Annotated in this window: 14 protein-coding genes, 3 tRNA genes and 1 pseudogene; 13 read left to right on the top strand and 5 right to left on the bottom strand. The window is 70.6% G+C overall.

Going from position 1 to position 14,445, the window contains the following annotated elements; all coding sequences use genetic code 11:
- Positions 1-8: 8 nt before the first annotated feature.
- Positions 9-1,190 carry a murein transglycosylase A gene (locus ASC67_RS09050; protein WP_082535917.1) on the bottom strand — a complete coding sequence of 394 codons (1,182 nt, stop codon included), beginning with the start codon at positions 1,188-1,190 and terminating at the stop codon, positions 9-11.
- Between ASC67_RS09050 and ASC67_RS20895 the strand changes: the two genes are divergently transcribed.
- Positions 1,189-1,356, top strand: coding sequence for a hypothetical protein (locus ASC67_RS20895; RefSeq protein WP_200946875.1), 168 nt, complete (start codon positions 1,189-1,191; stop codon positions 1,354-1,356). The two genes, ASC67_RS09050 and ASC67_RS20895, sit on opposite strands and share 2 nt — an antisense overlap.
- Positions 1,357-1,369: 13 nt before the next feature.
- Here ASC67_RS20895 and ASC67_RS09045 read toward each other — a convergent pair whose 3' ends face one another.
- From ASC67_RS09045 to ASC67_RS09035, 3 genes are read right to left on the bottom strand one after another with little or no spacing between them, the layout of a single operon-like run.
- Positions 1,370-3,457, bottom strand: coding sequence for a site-specific recombinase (locus ASC67_RS09045; protein WP_235566278.1), 2,088 nt, complete (start codon positions 3,455-3,457; stop codon positions 1,370-1,372).
- A gap of 11 nt (positions 3,458-3,468) precedes the next feature.
- Complete coding sequence (gene apaG, locus ASC67_RS09040) at positions 3,469-3,843, bottom strand: Co2+/Mg2+ efflux protein ApaG (RefSeq protein WP_056318348.1); 375 nt, start codon at positions 3,841-3,843, stop codon at positions 3,469-3,471.
- 40 nt (positions 3,844-3,883) lie between these two features.
- A complete protein-coding gene (locus ASC67_RS09035; RefSeq protein ID WP_056318345.1) occupies positions 3,884-5,491 on the bottom strand; it encodes a tetratricopeptide repeat protein in 1,608 nt (535 codons plus the stop codon).
- Positions 5,492-5,634: 143 nt separating this feature from the next.
- On the opposite strand from ASC67_RS09035, the gene rpe reads away from it, so the two are divergent.
- Positions 5,635-6,324, top strand: coding sequence for a ribulose-phosphate 3-epimerase (rpe, locus tag ASC67_RS09030; RefSeq protein ID WP_056318341.1), 690 nt, complete (start codon positions 5,635-5,637; stop codon positions 6,322-6,324).
- A gap of 28 nt (positions 6,325-6,352) precedes the next feature.
- Here rpe and ASC67_RS09025 read toward each other — a convergent pair whose 3' ends face one another.
- The gene (locus ASC67_RS09025; protein WP_056318337.1) at positions 6,353-6,667 is read right to left on the bottom strand and encodes a hypothetical protein; all 315 of its coding nucleotides are present in this window, start codon (positions 6,665-6,667) and stop codon (positions 6,353-6,355) included.
- A gap of 289 nt (positions 6,668-6,956) precedes the next feature.
- Between ASC67_RS09025 and gph the strand changes: the two genes are divergently transcribed.
- The 11 genes and pseudogenes from gph to tuf all read left to right on the top strand — a co-directional run bounded on the left by gph (position 6,957) and on the right by tuf (position 14,444).
- The gene (gph, locus tag ASC67_RS09020; RefSeq protein ID WP_235566277.1) at positions 6,957-7,670 is read left to right on the top strand and encodes a phosphoglycolate phosphatase; all 714 of its coding nucleotides are present in this window, start codon (positions 6,957-6,959) and stop codon (positions 7,668-7,670) included.
- 196 nt (positions 7,671-7,866) lie between these two features.
- The gene (gene trpE, locus ASC67_RS09015) at positions 7,867-9,342 is read left to right on the top strand and encodes an anthranilate synthase component I (RefSeq protein ID WP_056318331.1); all 1,476 of its coding nucleotides are present in this window, start codon (positions 7,867-7,869) and stop codon (positions 9,340-9,342) included.
- 1 nt (position 9,343) lies between these two features.
- The gene (locus tag ASC67_RS09010; protein ID WP_056318328.1) at positions 9,344-9,913 is read left to right on the top strand and encodes an aminodeoxychorismate/anthranilate synthase component II; all 570 of its coding nucleotides are present in this window, start codon (positions 9,344-9,346) and stop codon (positions 9,911-9,913) included.
- Positions 9,914-10,023: 110 nt separating this feature from the next.
- Positions 10,024-11,061 (top strand): anthranilate phosphoribosyltransferase, encoded by a 1,038-nt coding sequence (trpD, locus tag ASC67_RS09005; protein WP_056318325.1) that lies wholly within the window; start codon positions 10,024-10,026, stop codon positions 11,059-11,061.
- Positions 11,058-11,861, top strand: coding sequence for an indole-3-glycerol phosphate synthase TrpC (gene trpC / locus ASC67_RS09000; protein ID WP_056318322.1), 804 nt, complete (start codon positions 11,058-11,060; stop codon positions 11,859-11,861). Before trpD ends, trpC begins: the two co-directional genes overlap by 4 nt.
- A gap of 8 nt (positions 11,862-11,869) precedes the next feature.
- Positions 11,870-12,610 (top strand): uracil-DNA glycosylase, encoded by a 741-nt coding sequence (locus ASC67_RS08995; RefSeq protein WP_082535915.1) that lies wholly within the window; start codon positions 11,870-11,872, stop codon positions 12,608-12,610.
- Between the two features lie 59 nt (positions 12,611-12,669).
- Positions 12,670-12,755: transfer RNA gene (locus ASC67_RS08990), tRNA-Tyr, on the top strand.
- A gap of 97 nt (positions 12,756-12,852) precedes the next feature.
- Positions 12,853-12,926, top strand: a tRNA-Gly gene (locus tag ASC67_RS08985).
- Between the two features lie 101 nt (positions 12,927-13,027).
- A tRNA-Thr gene (locus ASC67_RS08980) sits at positions 13,028-13,102 on the top strand.
- Between the two features lie 52 nt (positions 13,103-13,154).
- A pseudogene (locus tag ASC67_RS21275) lies at positions 13,155-13,252 on the top strand (GTP-binding protein); the annotation flags it as partial.
- Position 13,253: 1 nt separating this feature from the next.
- The gene (gene tuf / locus ASC67_RS08975) at positions 13,254-14,444 is read left to right on the top strand and encodes an elongation factor Tu (protein ID WP_056320673.1); all 1,191 of its coding nucleotides are present in this window, start codon (positions 13,254-13,256) and stop codon (positions 14,442-14,444) included.
- Position 14,445: the final 1 nt, after the last annotated feature.

Here is a 14,445-nt window from a genome sequence, read left to right as displayed (position 1 = left end):
CGGGCCGCTCAGGGCCGCGGCCACAGCACCCACATCCGCAGCGGCTGCTTCATGCGGCCGGCGCGGTCCTCGGCGCCCTCGGCCCAGCCCCAGTAGTAGTCGGCGCGCACCGCGCCGGTGATGGCGCTGCCGGTGTCCTGGGCCAGCACCAGGCGCTGCAGCGGCCGCGGCGGCGGCGGCGTCGGGCTCCAGGGCTGTGGCTCGGTGGTGTCGAGCCACACCGGCGTGCCGTAGGGGATGGCCCGCGGATCGACCGCGATCGAGCGGCCCGGCGTCAGCGGCACGCCCTGCGCGCCGACCGCGCCGATCGACGGATCGGTCAGCGGCTCCTCGCGAAAGAACACGTAGCGCGGGTTCGCGGCCAGCATCTCGGACACGCGGCCGGGGTTGGCTCTCGCCCAGGCCTTGATCGCCGGCCACGAGGCCTGCTCCAGCGTGAACGCACCGCGCTCGACCAGCCAGCGGCCGACCGACTGGTAGGGCTGGTCGTTGTGGCCGCCGTAGGCGAGCCGCACGGTCTGCCGGCGGCCGTCGGGCTCGGTGATCGCGAGCCGGCCCGAGCCCTGCACCTGCAGCAGCAACGCGTCCAGCGGATCGGCGACCCAGGCGATCTCGCGTCCCTTCAGGGCGGCGCGCGCCGCCGGCAGCGTCTCGATCTCGGCGCGCGTGTACCAGGGCTTGCGCAGCGCCAGGTTCGGCGGCGCGGCGTAGAGCGGCACGCCGTGGCTCCTGCTGCGCTGGCGCGAAGCGGCGACCAGCGGCTCGAAGTAGCCGGTCGCGAGGCCGTCGCCGCGACCGTCGAGCGCGGTGACGCGGTAGGGCGTCAGCGTGCGCTGCAGCCAGGCACGCACGCGGGTGTCGTCGGGCGCGTCGAGCGCCTTGGCGCTGGCGCAGGCGGCGGCCCAGCCGGGGGCCGGCTTCGCGCAGCCGGCCAGCAGCGCCGGCCAGGCGCGCACCGTGGCGTCGGCCTCCCAGCCGGGCAGGTCGCTCCACGGCACCGGTTGCCAGCGCGCGTTCTCGCGCAGCACCGGCGGCAGACCCGTGCCAGCGGGGGCTGCCGGGACCGGTGCCGCCGGCGGCGAGGTCGGGGCCGGGCTCGGGCCGGGTGGCAGCGGCGTGCTGCAGGCGGCCAGTGCGCCTACCATCCCGGCCAACAGCCACCGTGGCGCCAGGATCTTCTTCACGAACATGGGACTCCTTCTGCTGGAGGCACTGGCCGCGCTGGCCTGCTTGGTCTTCATCGTCTGGTGGACGATGTTCTCGGGTCGCCGCGGCGGCGAGCGCACCGCGCCGCCGGAAGACGAAGCGCCAGCGCGATCGGCGGGCGATCCGCCCACGCTGCCGCCGCCAGCCTGAGGCTCACACGCCCTCACGTGTTTTCACGAGGCTCGCCGGCCCGCGCGGTGCCGCGGGGTGGCAGCAGGAAACTGATGAAGCGGGTGCGCAGGCGGCGCCGCAGCGCGGCGTAGATGCGCGAGCGGTCGGCCACGCGGATGCCGCGCGATCGCATCGCCACCTTGAACGCCAGGAAGAAGCTCACGCCGAGGTTCAGCGCACCGGTCAGCGGGATCGCGGCGACGCACCACCAGAACGCCGGCTCCTGCAGCGCCTGCATCCCGAGCGCACCGAGCGCCGCGGCGATCTGCCCGGTCGACAGCGTCACGTGGCGCACGTCCAGCGGCAGCGCGAAGAAGGTGGCGAGCACCGGCACGATGCCGAGCATCAGGCCGAGCGAGATGTTGGCCACCAGGCCCGAGATGTTGGCGCGCCACCAGCGCGACCAGCGCTCGGCGCGCGGCGCGCCCAGCCGCGAGAGGATGCGCGGGTTCCAGCGGATCGCGCTGTCGAGCTGGTGCAGCACGAACCAGTTCTCGGCCCAGCCGCCGAACAGGCTGGAGGCGAACAGCAGCACGCCGGTGAAGGCCGCGTAGAACGGTGTGGCCCCGAGCAGCGTGAGGCTGTTCAGCACGTGCTCGGCGTCCAGCACGCCGACCAGCGGCGCGCCGAAGGCCTGCTTCGCGAGCCACTGCACGCCCAGCACCACCGGCGCCACCATGGCCAGGTTGCCCACGATGCCGGCGGCCTGCGAGCGGATCAGGTGCGCGACCTCGTCGACGAAGTCCTCCAGGGCCGCGTCGTTGCCGACGTCGTCGAGCTTCGCGGCCATGGCCGGTGCGGTCATCGCCGGCTGCTTGGTGGCCACGGTCCAGTGCAGCAGGTAGATGAGCACGAAGCTCGCCGCGTAGTTGAGCCCTGCGCCGAAGCCGGCCCAGAAGGCCGACAGCCCGAGCGCGAGCACGAAGAACTTCAGGAAGGTGGTGCCGGCCAGCACCGCCCCGCCACCGAGCGCCTTGCGCAGCATCGCCCACCACTCGCCGCGGGTGCGGGTGATGTAATGCTCGCCGGTCTCGGCGCTGCGCTCGGCGACCTTGCGCGCCAGCATCGAGTACTGGCGCGCGAACAGCGCGCGGATGCTGCGCCGCTCGGACGCCACGCGGGCCAGGCCGGCCACCAGGTGCACCAGCTCGCGCTCGCGCGAGCCGGCCGGCGCCAGCGCACAGGCCAGCAGCGCCTCGATGCGCACGGTGCGCGCGCGCAGCTGGTCGACCTGGAACACCAGGTCGACCGACACGCCGTGTTCCTCCAGGTGCTGGCTCACGCTGGCGGCGGCCCGGCGGCAGGCATCGAGCAGCGCGCGCAGGTACTGGGCCTCGCGCAACAGTGCCGCCTCGTCGCCGGTCTCGGCCGCCTCGCACAGCCGCTCGGCCGCCCGCAGCAACTGGCGGAAGGGCTTGTCGACCAGCAGCTCGGCGCTCATGCGCTGGCGCACTGCGCCGGTGGCGCCGGTGGCGCCGACCTGCGAGGCCAGGATCAGCAGTGCGTCGAAGAACGGCGCGCGCCAGCCGAGCGGCGGCTCGGCCACCGGCCGGGCTTCGGCGAACAGGGCGGCCAGGCGCGCCAGCGTGGCGTCGTCGATCGCGGCCAGCCAGTCGGTGTCGCGCGGATCGCTGAACAGCAGGCCGAACAGCTGCGCGAGGTCGGCGGTGGCTGGCGTGGCGGGCAGGAAGCGCGCGCGCATCCGGTCGCCGAACTCGCTGAACACGGCCACCCGCTGCGCGAAGCCGAAGTCGGCCAGCAAGGCAGCCAGGTCGATCTCGCTGCGGAAGGCGCGCAGCAGCCCGACCACGTCGGCACGCGGCTCGGGGTTGCGGTCGAGCACGTTGAGCAGGTGCTTCAGCCGCCGCAGCGGCAGCAGCGTGACCTCGGAGACCGGTTCGGCGGCGTCGCCGGACAGCTCCTCGCGCGTGCGCGCCGGGTGGCGCAGCCATTCGACCAGGCGCACCAGCCACAGGTGGCGCTCCGGCAGGCTGGCGCGCGGATCGGCCGCGTTGAGCAGCGCGGTGAGGTCCCAGCCACGTCGGCCGGTGGGCTTGCGCCGCAAGCGGGGCGTGTCCAAGCGCGGCCGCGTCAATGCAGCGCCGAGTGCTGCGACAGCTCGAACGTCGGAATCGCGGCCTCGAAGGCCTGGGCCTCGGCGCTCATGCAGTAGTAGCTGCCCTGCATCTGGCCGCGCGGCGCGGCGATGCGGGCCCAGCTCTGGTACTCGAACTGCTCACCGGGCTGCAGCAGCGGCTGCTGGCCGAGCACGCCCAGGCCGCGCACTTCCTGCCGGGCGCCGCTCGCGTCGGTGATCAGCCAGTGGCGGCCGATCAGCTGGGCGGACACATCGCCGCTGTTGACGATGGTCACCGAGTACGAGAACGCGTAGGCCTGTTGCTCGGGGGCCGATTGCTCGGGCAGGTAGCGTGCGATGACGCTGACGGTGAACTCGGGGCGTGCCATGCCACGGATTCTAGGGACCGGGCTGCCGCGAGTGGCGGTGTCAGGGTCCGGGCGCGATATCGAAGGCGATGCAGACGCGGTCGGCGTCCGCGCTGAAGGGAACGGTGCGGTGGAACAGCGACGACGGGAACAGCACGATGTCGCCGACCTGCGGCGCGAGCACGCGGCGGGGAAAGCGCTCGTGCCGGCGCGGATAGCCATCGCCGTCGGTGCTGAACTCGATGCAGCCGTCCTCGCTGCCTTCGGCGCGCGGCGGGAGCGCCAGGTACACCACGCCGCTCAGCCACCCGGTCTCGTGGATGTGAGAGGTGAGGTGGCCGCCCTGGCGCATCTTCACGTACCACGAGCTGCTGAACACGGGCTCGGCGGGGAAGGCGCGCGCGTACTCGCAATCGGCGCCGGCCCACTGCGCGCGGTAGGCGACGACGGCCTGCCCGATCAGCGCCGCGAGGCGGCGGAACGAGTCCTCGGGGCGCTTGAACAGGTTGCCGGCCGACTGGATGCCGTGGTGCAGGCGGCCCTGCTTGCGTTCAGCGATCTCCGCATGTTCGATGTCGCGCAGCAGCGCGGCGACGAGCGGGCTGTCGGGCGCCGCCAGCGCGTCGATGCGTCCGTGCCGCACGAAATCGAGCGGCGTGCGGCAGAAGCCGTAGGGGTCGGGCTCGGCAAAGTTCGCAGCGTGGTGCGCCGACAGCGTGGCGAGGAAGGGCGAGCGGTGCGGGCCCGCGGCCAGCATCGGCGCGAGCGCAGTGCGGAAGTCGTCGTAGCGTTCGGTCTTGTACAGGCAGTAGAGGCGCCGCTCCTGCCAGTCGCGCAGCCTTGAACGCTCGAAGCAGGCGATGGCATCGCCCCATTGCCCTGCGGCCTGGAGCAGCACGCCGAGGTTGTAGTTGGCCTCGGGGTGAGCGGCCGCCAGGCCGAGCGCGGCGCGGTAGCTGGCCAGCGCGTCGTCGACGCGGCCCTGGTCCCACAGCGTCTCGCCGAGATTGTTGTGGGCGTCGGCGTAGGCCGGGTCCAGCGCCAGCGCGTCGCGCAGGCTGGCGGCCGCGGCGTCGAGCAGGCCGTGCGCACGCAGCGCCGAGGCGAGGCTCAGGTGCACCCTGGCCGTGGGGGTGATCGCGAGCGCGGTGCGATAGCACGCGACGGCGTCTTCGAGATGGCCCTGGGCCTGGCGCACGGCGCCGAGGTTCGCGTGCGCGGCCGCGTAGCCCGGCTGCAGCGTCACGGCACGGACCAGGCTGTCGGCGGCCTCGTCGAGGCGCTGCAGGTCCTTGAGCGCGGTGCCGAGGTTGTAGTGCGCGACCGTGAAGTCGGGCTTCAGCGCGACGGCACGCCGGTAGGCGGCCACGGCCTCGTCGAGCCGCCCCAGGCGCCCGCAGGTGGCGGCGAGGTTGAACAGCAGCTCGGCCGATTGCGGCGCCAGCGCCGCGGCCTTGCGGAAGCTCGCCGCCGCCGCGTCGAGCTTGAGCTGCTCCGAGCAGGCCGTGCCGTGCAGGTTGTGCAGGGCCACGTCCTGCGGATGGCTCTTCAGCAGCCGCGAGGCCGCGGCCTCGGCTTCCGGCCAGCGGCCGGCATGGCAATGCGCGAGCACGGCGTTCATCTCGGCCGGGTTGGGGCCGCGAGCGGGGCGGAGGGCGGGGCGTTGCATGGGCGGTGTGATGGAGCGCCACGGAGCGTAGCCAGCAGGACGGTGTGTGGCTATGCGGGCTGATGCCGATTCGCGCGGGCACGGGGCTGGCGACCGCGCTCCCTAGAATCGGCGCACGCCGACCCCCGTGACCGACCGCCGCCATGTCCCAGAACCGCACCTGCCGTATCGCCCCGAGCCTGCTGTCGGCCGACTTCGCCCGCCTGGGCGAGGAGGTGAAGGACGTCATCGCCGCCGGCGCCGACTGGATCCACTTCGACGTGATGGACAACCATTACGTGCCCAACCTGACCTTCGGGCCGATGGTCTGCGAGGCGCTGCGCAAGCACGCGGTCACGGCGGCCGGGGTGCGCGTGCCGATCGACGTGCACCTGATGGTGCAGCCGGTCGACGCGCTGGCGCAGGCCTTCGCGAAGGCCGGCGCCGACGTGGTGAGCTTCCACCCCGACGCCAGCACCCACGTGGACCGTACGCTGCAGTTGATCAGGGACGCCGGCTGCCAGGCCGGCCTGGTGTTCAACCCGGCGGCCTCGCTCGACGTGCTGGAGTGGGTGATCGACAAGGTCGACCTGGTGCTGCTGATGAGCGTGAACCCCGGCTTCGGCGGGCAGAGCTTCATCCCGTCGACGCTGAAGAAGTTGGCTCAGGTGCGCCAGCTGATCGATGCCAGCGGCCGCGACATCCGCCTCGAGGTGGACGGTGGCATCAAGACCGACAACATCCGTGCCGCGGCCGAGGCTGGAGCCGACACCTTCGTCGCCGGCAGCGCGATCTTCGGCCAGCCGGACTACAAGGCAGTGATCGACGCGATGCGGGCGCGGCTCGCCGCCTGATCCGGCGCGGGGGCAGGCGCCGCGGGCCTCAGGCGTCCGGCGTGTCGAGCAGGTCGCGGAACTTGGACCAGCCGTTGCGCAGCCAGTAGAGCGTGCAGCCGCTGAGGTTGTCGCCCGGCGCCCAGCTCGGCCGCTGGCGCGGCATGCCCAGGTCTTTCAGGTCGTCCCAGTACTCGCTGTGGACGTGGCGCTCCAGCGCGAAGGCCACCAGCCGCTCGCTGGCGCTGTCGGTCAGCAGGCGGTTCTGGGCGTCATAGGCCGCGGCCCGCCCCGACGCGGGTTCGAGGAGCACGAGATAGGGCTTTTCGATCGGGGGAAACAACAGGGCGGTTTCTGCGCTCATGACGACACGACCAACGGAACGATTCAAGCTCGAGCTTCGAATGTGCCGGGTTGGCGCCTGTTACTCATGCTGGAGAAGACCCTGTGGAAACGGAGTGCGATTGCTCCATGTTGCGATGCAACAAAGCAATGCTGCGCCGCAATGAAACACTCCCGGGCGGAATACCCGGGTTGTCCTGATCCAGAGCACCGCAGAGGTGCATCGCCGCAAGGCCGGGCGTTGTCGGCCGACAACGGCGCTGGGGAGCGGCCCGCACAATGGCGTCCCGACTTTCTCTCCGAGGCTGCACTTGCCACCGCTTCATACCAGGCCCGAGGGGCTCGAGGCCGCGATCGTCGACCTCGACGGCACCCTGGTCGACACGCTCGGTGACTTCGTCGTGGCGCTCGACCTCATGCTGGGTGATCTGGCGTCGCCGCGGGTCGACCGTGGCTTCGTGGAGCGCACCGTCGGCAAGGGGTCGGAGCACCTGATCGCCCGCACGCTGGCGCAGGTGGGCGCCGCCGCAGCCTTGTACGAGAGTGCCTGGGCCCGCTATCAGCACCATTACGCGGCGATCAACGGTGAGCACGCCGCGGTCTATCCCGGCGCCGCCGAGGGCCTGCAACGCCTGGGCGACGCCGGCCTGCGCCTGGCCTGCCTGACCAACAAGCCGCAGGCCTTTGCCCAGGCGCTGCTCGAGCGCAAGGGCCTGTCGCGCCACTTCGTGCACGTCTTCGGCGGCGATGCCTTCGAGCGCAAGAAACCCGATCCGTTGCCGCTGCTGCGCACCTGCGCCGCGCTAGGTACGGCGCCGGCGCAGACGCTGATGCTGGGGGATTCGAGCAACGACGCACAGGCGGCGCGCGCGGCGGGCTGTCCGGTGGTGCTGGTGACCTACGGCTACAACCACGGCGAACCGGTGCGCGGTGTCGACGCGGACGGCTATGTCGACCGGATCGATGAACTGGTGCTCGATCGTGCGCCCCGCGGCGGCCGGACTCCGGCGCGTGGCGCCTGCTAGACTGGCTTCATGTTCATGTCGCGCAAGCACATCACGGGGTCTCACGACCGGGGAGCCTGGCCCTGGCGTCGCCGGGCCAGCTGACCCGCGACGCTGCACCTGACCGGTGGTTTCACGCCGGCCCCTGCAGCCACCCGATGTCTTGTTTGCGCGGCCGCCCGCTCCCGGGTGGGCCTGGGCCACGGAGGGCCCCGACGTGATCACCGAACTCGAATTCAAGAGCCTGGCCGAGCAGGGCCACAACCGAATCCCGTTGATCGGCGAGGCGCTCGCCGATCTGGAAACCCCGCTGTCGCTGTACCTCAAGCTGGCCGGCGGCCGGCCGCGGAGCTTCCTGCTCGAGTCGGTGGTGGGCGGTGAGCGCTTCGGGCGCTACTCCTTCATCGGCCTGCCCGCGCGCACGCTGCTGCGCGCCACCGGCGAGCACTGCGAGGTGGTGACCGACGGCCAGGTGGTCGAGACGCACCACGGCAACCCGCTCGACTTCATCGAGGCCTACCAGCGCCGCTTCAAGGTGGCGCTGCGCCCCGGGCTGCCGCGCTTCTGCGGCGGGCTGGCCGGCTACTTCGGCTACGAGGCGGTGCGCTTCATGGAGCCCAAGCTCGCCGGCGCGCGGCGCGAGGGCGGCATCGGCACGCCCGACATCCTGCTGCTGCAGTGCGAAGAGCTGGCGGTCATCGACAACCTCTCGGGTCGGCTCTACCTGATCGTCTACGCCGACCCGTCGCAGCCCGAGGCCTACTTCCGCGGCAAGAAGCGGCTGGCCGAGCTGAACGACCAGCTGCGCTACAGCGTCACCGCGCCGGCCGTGAAGCGCGGCGCCTCGCACGCGGTGGAGCGCGAGTTCGCGCGCGTCGACTACGAGGCCGCGGTGCTGCGCTGCAAGGAGTACATCGCGGCCGGCGACTGCATGCAGATCGTGTTCGGCCAGCGCCTGCGCAAGCGCTACACCGAGAGCCCGCTGTCGCTGTACCGCGCGCTGCGCTCGATGAATCCTTCGCCCTACATGTACTTCTACGACATGGGCGAGTTCCAGATCGTCGGCGCCTCGCCGGAGATCCTGGTGCGCCACGAGCAGGTGCCCGAAGGCCAGAAGCTGACCATCCGTCCCCTGGCCGGCACCCGCCCGCGGGGCGCCACGCCGGAGCGCGACCTCGAAATCGAGGCCGAACTGCTGGCCGACCCGAAGGAGCGCGCCGAGCACCTGATGCTGATCGACCTGGCGCGCAACGACATCGGCCGCATCGCGCAGACCGGTTCGGTCAAGGTGACCGAGGCGTTCGCGGTCGAGCGCTACTCGCACGTGATGCACATCGTCAGCAACGTCGAAGGGCTGCTGAAGCCGGGCACCACCAACATGGACGTGCTGCGCGCCACCTTCCCGGCCGGCACGCTGAGCGGTGCGCCCAAGATCCGCGCGATGGAGATCATCGACGAGCTCGAGCCGGTGCAGCGCGGCATCTACGGCGGCGCCTGCGGCTACCTCAGCTTCGCCGGCGACATGGACGTGGCGATCGCGATCCGCACCGGCATCGTCAAGGACAACGTGCTCTACGTGCAGGCGGCGGCCGGCATCGTGGCCGACTCGGTGCCCGAGCTGGAGTGGAAGGAAACCGAGCACAAGGCGCGCGCGGTGCTGCGCGCGGCGGAGCTGGTCGAGGAGGGCTTCTGACATGCTCCTGATGATCGACAACTACGACAGCTTCACCTTCAACCTGGTGCAGTACTTCGCCGAGCTCGGCGAGGAGGTGAAGGTGTTCCGCAACGACGAGATCTCGCTCGCCGAGATCGAGGCGCTGCGGCCCGACCGCCTGGTGCTGTCGCCCGGGCCCTGCTCGCCGGCCGAGGCCGGCATCTGCGTCGAATCGATCCGCCACTTCGCGGGCAGGTTGCCGATCCTGGGCGTGTGCCTGGGGCATCAGGCGATCGGTGCGGCGCTGGGTGGGCGCATCGTGCGGGCTCAGGTGCAGATGCACGGCAAGGCGAGCGAGATCTCGACCGACCGGCACGGCGTGTTCGCGAACCTGCCGGAGCGCTTCAACGTGATCCGCTACCACTCTCTGGCGATCGAGCGCGAGACGCTGCCGGCCGAGCTGGCGGTGAGCGCGACGACGCCCGACGGCGAGATCATGGGCGTGCGCCACCGCACGCTGCCGATCGAGGGGGTGCAGTTCCATCCCGAATCGATCCTGACCGAGCACGGCCACGCGATGCTGAAGAATTTCCTCGAGGGAGCGCGCTAGATGAACATCCCCCACGCTCACTGCCGTTCGCTGCCCCAAGGGCTGCGCACGGGCCCCTTCGTGACCCTTGGGGCGGCGACCTCTCTTGGGACGGCCCGGCGGGAGGTCGCATGATCACCGACACCGCCGCCCTGCAACGGACGATCGAGCACCGCGAGATCTTCCACGACGAGATGCTGCACCTGATGCGGCGCATCATGAACGGCGAGATGTCGCCGGTGATGATCGCCGCGCTGGCCGTGGGCCTGCGCGTCAAGAAGGAGACGATCGGCGAGATCGTCGCGGCAGCCACCGTGATGCGCGAATTCGCGACGCCGGTGGCGGTGGCCGACACCGCCGGTCTGGTCGACCTGTGCGGCACCGGCGGCGACGCGGCGCACACCTTCAACATCTCCACCACGGCGATGTTCGTCGCGGCCGCGGCGGGTGCGCGTGTGGCCAAGCACGGCGGCCGCAGCGTGTCGTCGACCTCGGGCAGCGCCGACGTGCTGGAGGCGCTGGGCGCGAGCATCGACCTCACGCCGCAGCAGGTGGCCGAGTGCCTGGCCGAGACCGGCATCGGCTTCATGTTCGCGCCCAATCACCACCCGGCGATGAAGCACGCCGGCCCGGTGCGCAAGGAACTCGGCGTGCGCACGATCTTCAACATCCTCGGGCCGCTCACCAATCCGGCGAGTGCGCCGAACCAGTTGATGGGCGTGTTCCACCCAGACTTGGTGGGCATCCAGGTGCGCGTGCTGCAGCGCCTGGGCTCGCGCCACGTGCTGGTGGTGTACGGCATGAACGGCATGGACGAGATCTCGCTGTCCGGCGAGACGCTGATCGGCGAGCTGAAGGACGGCGAGGTGCGCGAGTACACCGTGCACCCCAGCGACTTCGGCCTGCCGGTCCACGACACGCGGGTGCTGAAGGTCGCGAGCAAGGACGAGTCGGTCGGCTGCATCCGCCGCGCGCTGTCCAACGAGGACGGCCCGGTGCGCGACATCGTGCTGCTCAATGCCGGAGCAGCGCTGTATGCCGCCGATGTCGCGGACTCGGTGGCCGACGGTGTGCTGAGGGCGCGCGAGGCGGTGGCCTCGGGTGCCGCCGCGAAGACGCTGGAGCGCTTCGTCGCGACGACGCGCCGGCTCAAGGGGGCCGTGGCGTGAGCGGCGGCGACATCCTGGAGAAGATCGTCGCGGTGAAGCGCGAGGAGATCGCGGCCGCGAAGGGCCGGCGCTCGCTGGCGTCGCTGCGCGCCGATGCCGAGTCGGCCGAACGGCGGGCCGACCTGCGCGACTTCGCCGGGGGCCTGCGCGGCCGGATCGCCGCGGGCCGCGCCGCGGTGATCGCCGAGGTCAAGAAGGCCAGCCCCAGCAAGGGCGTGCTGCGCGAGCATTTCGTGCCGGCCGAGATCGCTGCCAGCTATGCGCGACACGGCGCAGCCTGCCTGTCGGTGCTGACCGACGAGCGTTTCTTCCAGGGGGCGGTCGCCTACCTGCAGCAGGCCCGGACCGCCTGCCCGCTGCCGGTGCTGCGCAAGGACTTCATGGTCGACGATTACCAGGTGTTCGAGGCGCGCGAGATGGGCGCCGACTGCATCCTGCTGATCGCCGCCTGCCTGGCCGATGCGCAGATGGCCGACCTGGAGGCCGTGGCGCAGTCGCTCGGCATGGCGGTGCTGGTCGAGGTGCACGACGGCGTCGAGCTCGACCGCGCGCTGCGACTGAAGACGCCGCTGGTCGGCATCAACAACCGCAACCTGCGCAGCTTCGAAGTCACGCTCGACACGACGCTCGACCTGCTGCCGCGGGTGCCGCCCGATCGCCTGCTGATCACCGAGAGCGGCATCCTCGCGCCGGCCGATGTGCGGCGCATGCGCGACGCGAACGTCCACGCCTTCCTGGTCGGCGAGGCCTTCATGCGCGCGCCTGATCCGGGCGCCGCGCTGGGCGCGTTGTTCGGCTGAGGTCCCGGTTGGCGGCGCCGGATGCTCCGCGCCTGACGCTGCCGCTGGGGCAGTCCTTCGACGCTGTCGGCGGCGACTGGCGGCCTGTCACGGAGTCGTTCCGCGGCAGCGCGACAGGCCGCGCGCTGATCGAGCGCGTAGATGGCCGGGTGCAGGCCGGCGCCACGGTCTACCCGCCCGAGCCGCTGCGCGCGCTGGCGTTGACGCCGCTGGCTTCGGTGCGGGTCGTGATCCTCGGACAGGACCCGTATCACGGCCCGGGGCAAGCCGAGGGCCTGGCGTTCTCGGTGCCGCCCGGCGTCCGGCCGCCGCCGAGCCTGGCCAACGTCTTCAAGGAACTGCAGCGCGACCTCGGCCAGCCCCCACCGGCGTCCGGCAGCCTGGTGCCGTGGGCGCGGCGCGGTGTGCTGCTGCTCAACACCAGCCTGTCTGTTGAAGACGGAATGCCAGCCAGCCATTGGAAATTCGGATGGGAAGCGCTCACTGACAAATTGATAGAAGCCGTGGCCGCGCAGCCTTTGCCGGTGGCATTCCTGCTGTGGGGCGCGCATGCGCAGGCCAAGGCCGGCCTGATCGCGGCGGCCGGTGGACCGCATCGGCTCTGGAAGGCCAACCATCCGTCGCCGCTGTCGGCGCGCCGGCCGCCGGTGCCCTTCATCGGCTGCGGCCATTTCTCCGCGGCGGCGGACTTTCTGGCCGCCGCCGGACGGCCGATCGACTGGTCGCTGCCGGCGGATTCCCGGGCCTGATCGGTGGTGGGACGAGCTTGTGAGGCGCGGTTGGCGTGATATAGTCGCGGGCTCGTCCCGGAGGGGTGCCCGAGTGGCTAAAGGGGGCAGACTGTAAATCTGTTGGCTTACGCCTACGCTGGTTCGAATCCAGCCTCCTCCACCAGGGCGAACTGTTCGTTCGTTTGAGTGTGTCGTGGTCCTTCGGGGCTTCAAAACCGTGTGATGCGCTGGCTGCGCCGGTCGAGGCAGCGACTCCCAGGGCGGGAGTAGTTCAATGGTAGAACCCTAGCCTTCCAAGCTAATGACGCGGGTTCGATTCCCGTCTCCCGCTCCACAGTTCTTCGGGTTTGCGGGCCTTCGGGCGGCGAGAAGGTTCGGCGGTCGGTAGTGATGTGTGCCTTGGTTCTGGCGAGCCGGGCGCAGACCAGTATCGATGCCCATGTGGCTCAGTGGTAGAGCACTCCCTTGGTAAGGGAGAGGTCGCGCGTTCGATCCGCGCCATGGGCACCACTTTCGCAGGCACTCTCAAGCAACTGTCACCCGCGACCTTCAGGAGATCGAGATGGCTAAGAGCAAATTTGAGCGGACCAAGCCGCACGTGAACGTTGGGACGATTGGACACGTGGACCATGGGAAGACGACGCTGACGGCGGCGATCACNATGGCTAAGAGCAAATTTGAGCGGACCAAGCCGCACGTGAACGTTGGGACGATTGGACACGTGGACCATGGGAAGACGACGCTGACGGCGGCGATCACGACCATTCTGTCGGCGAAGTTCGGTGGCGAGGCCAAGGCGTACGACCAGATCGACGCGGCGCCCGAAGAGAAGGCGCGCGGCATCACGATCAACACCGCGCACGTCGAATACGAGACTGCCAACCGCCACTACGCGCACGTCGACTGCCCCGGGCACGCCGACTACGTGAAGAACATGATCACCGGAGCGGCGCAGATGGACGGCGCGATCCTGGTGTGCTCGGCCGCCGACGGCCCGATGCCGCAGACCCGCGAGCACATCCTGCTGGCGCGTCAGGTGGGCGTGCCCTACATCATCGTCTTCCTGAACAAGTGCGACATGGTCGACGACGCCGAGCTCCTCGAGCTGGTGGAGATGGAAGTGCGCGAACTGCTCGACAAGTACGAGTTCCCCGGTGACGCCACGCCCATCGTGCACGGCTCGGCCAAGCTCGCCCTCGAAGGCGACAAGGGCGAACTCGGCGAACTGGCCATCCTGAAGCTGGCCGAAGCGCTCGACAGCTACATTCCCACGCCCGAGCGCGCGGTGGACGGTGCCTTCCTGATGCCGGTGGAAGACGTGTTCTCCATCTCCGGTCGCGGCACCGTCGTCACCGGACGTGTCGAGCGCGGCATCGTCAAGGTCGGCGAGGAAATCGAGATCGTCGGCATCAGCGCCACGCAGAAGACCACCTGCACCGGCGTCGAGATGTTCCGCAAGCTGCTTGACCAGGGCCAGGCCGGAGACAACGTCGGCATCCTGCTGCGCGGCACCAAGCGCGAAGACGTGCAGCGCGGCCAGGTGCTGTGCAAGCCCGGGTCGGTCAAGCCGCACACCCACTTCACCGCCGAGATCTACGTCCTGAGCAAGGAAGAGGGCGGCCGTCACACGCCGTTCTTCAACAACTACCGTCCCCAGTTCTACTTCCGCACGACGGACGTGACGGGCGCGGTGGAGCTGCCCAAGGACAAGGAGATGGTGATGCCGGGCGACAACGTGAGCATCACGGTCAAGCTGATCAACCCGATCGCGATGGAAGAAGGCCTGCGCTTCGCCATCCGTGAGGGCGGCCGCACCGTCGGCGCAGGCGTCGTCGCCAAGATCATCGAGTAAT

Source organism: Methylibium sp. Root1272 (assembly GCF_001425905.1).
GTDB lineage: Bacteria > Pseudomonadota > Gammaproteobacteria > Burkholderiales > Burkholderiaceae_C > Methylibium.
Note: the sequence above shows the minus strand (reverse complement) of the source record. Positions and strands in the feature narration are given on the sequence as shown.

Bases quoted from the DNA above. Each gene is read 5' to 3' on its own strand.
- ASC67_RS20895 (WP_200946875.1), top strand. From the start codon at position 1,189: ATGGGACTCCTTCTGCTGGAGGCACTGGCCGCGCTGGCCTGCTTGGTC.
- ASC67_RS09050 (WP_082535917.1), bottom strand. From the start codon at position 1,190: ATGTTCGTGAAGAAGATCCTGGCGCCACGGTGGCTGTTGGCCGGGATG.
- apaG (WP_056318348.1), bottom strand. From the start codon at position 3,843: ATGGCACGCCCCGAGTTCACCGTCAGCGTCATCGCACGCTACCTGCCC.
- ASC67_RS09035 (WP_056318345.1), bottom strand. From the start codon at position 5,491: ATGCAACGCCCCGCCCTCCGCCCCGCTCGCGGCCCCAACCCGGCCGAG.
- rpe (WP_056318341.1), top strand. From the start codon at position 5,635: ATGTCCCAGAACCGCACCTGCCGTATCGCCCCGAGCCTGCTGTCGGCC.
- ASC67_RS09025 (WP_056318337.1), bottom strand. From the start codon at position 6,667: ATGAGCGCAGAAACCGCCCTGTTGTTTCCCCCGATCGAAAAGCCCTAT.
- ASC67_RS09010 (WP_056318328.1), top strand. From the start codon at position 9,344: ATGCTCCTGATGATCGACAACTACGACAGCTTCACCTTCAACCTGGTG.
- trpD (WP_056318325.1), top strand. From the start codon at position 10,024: ATGATCACCGACACCGCCGCCCTGCAACGGACGATCGAGCACCGCGAG.
- tuf (WP_056320673.1), top strand. From the start codon at position 13,254: ATGGCTAAGAGCAAATTTGAGCGGACCAAGCCGCACGTGAACGTTGGG.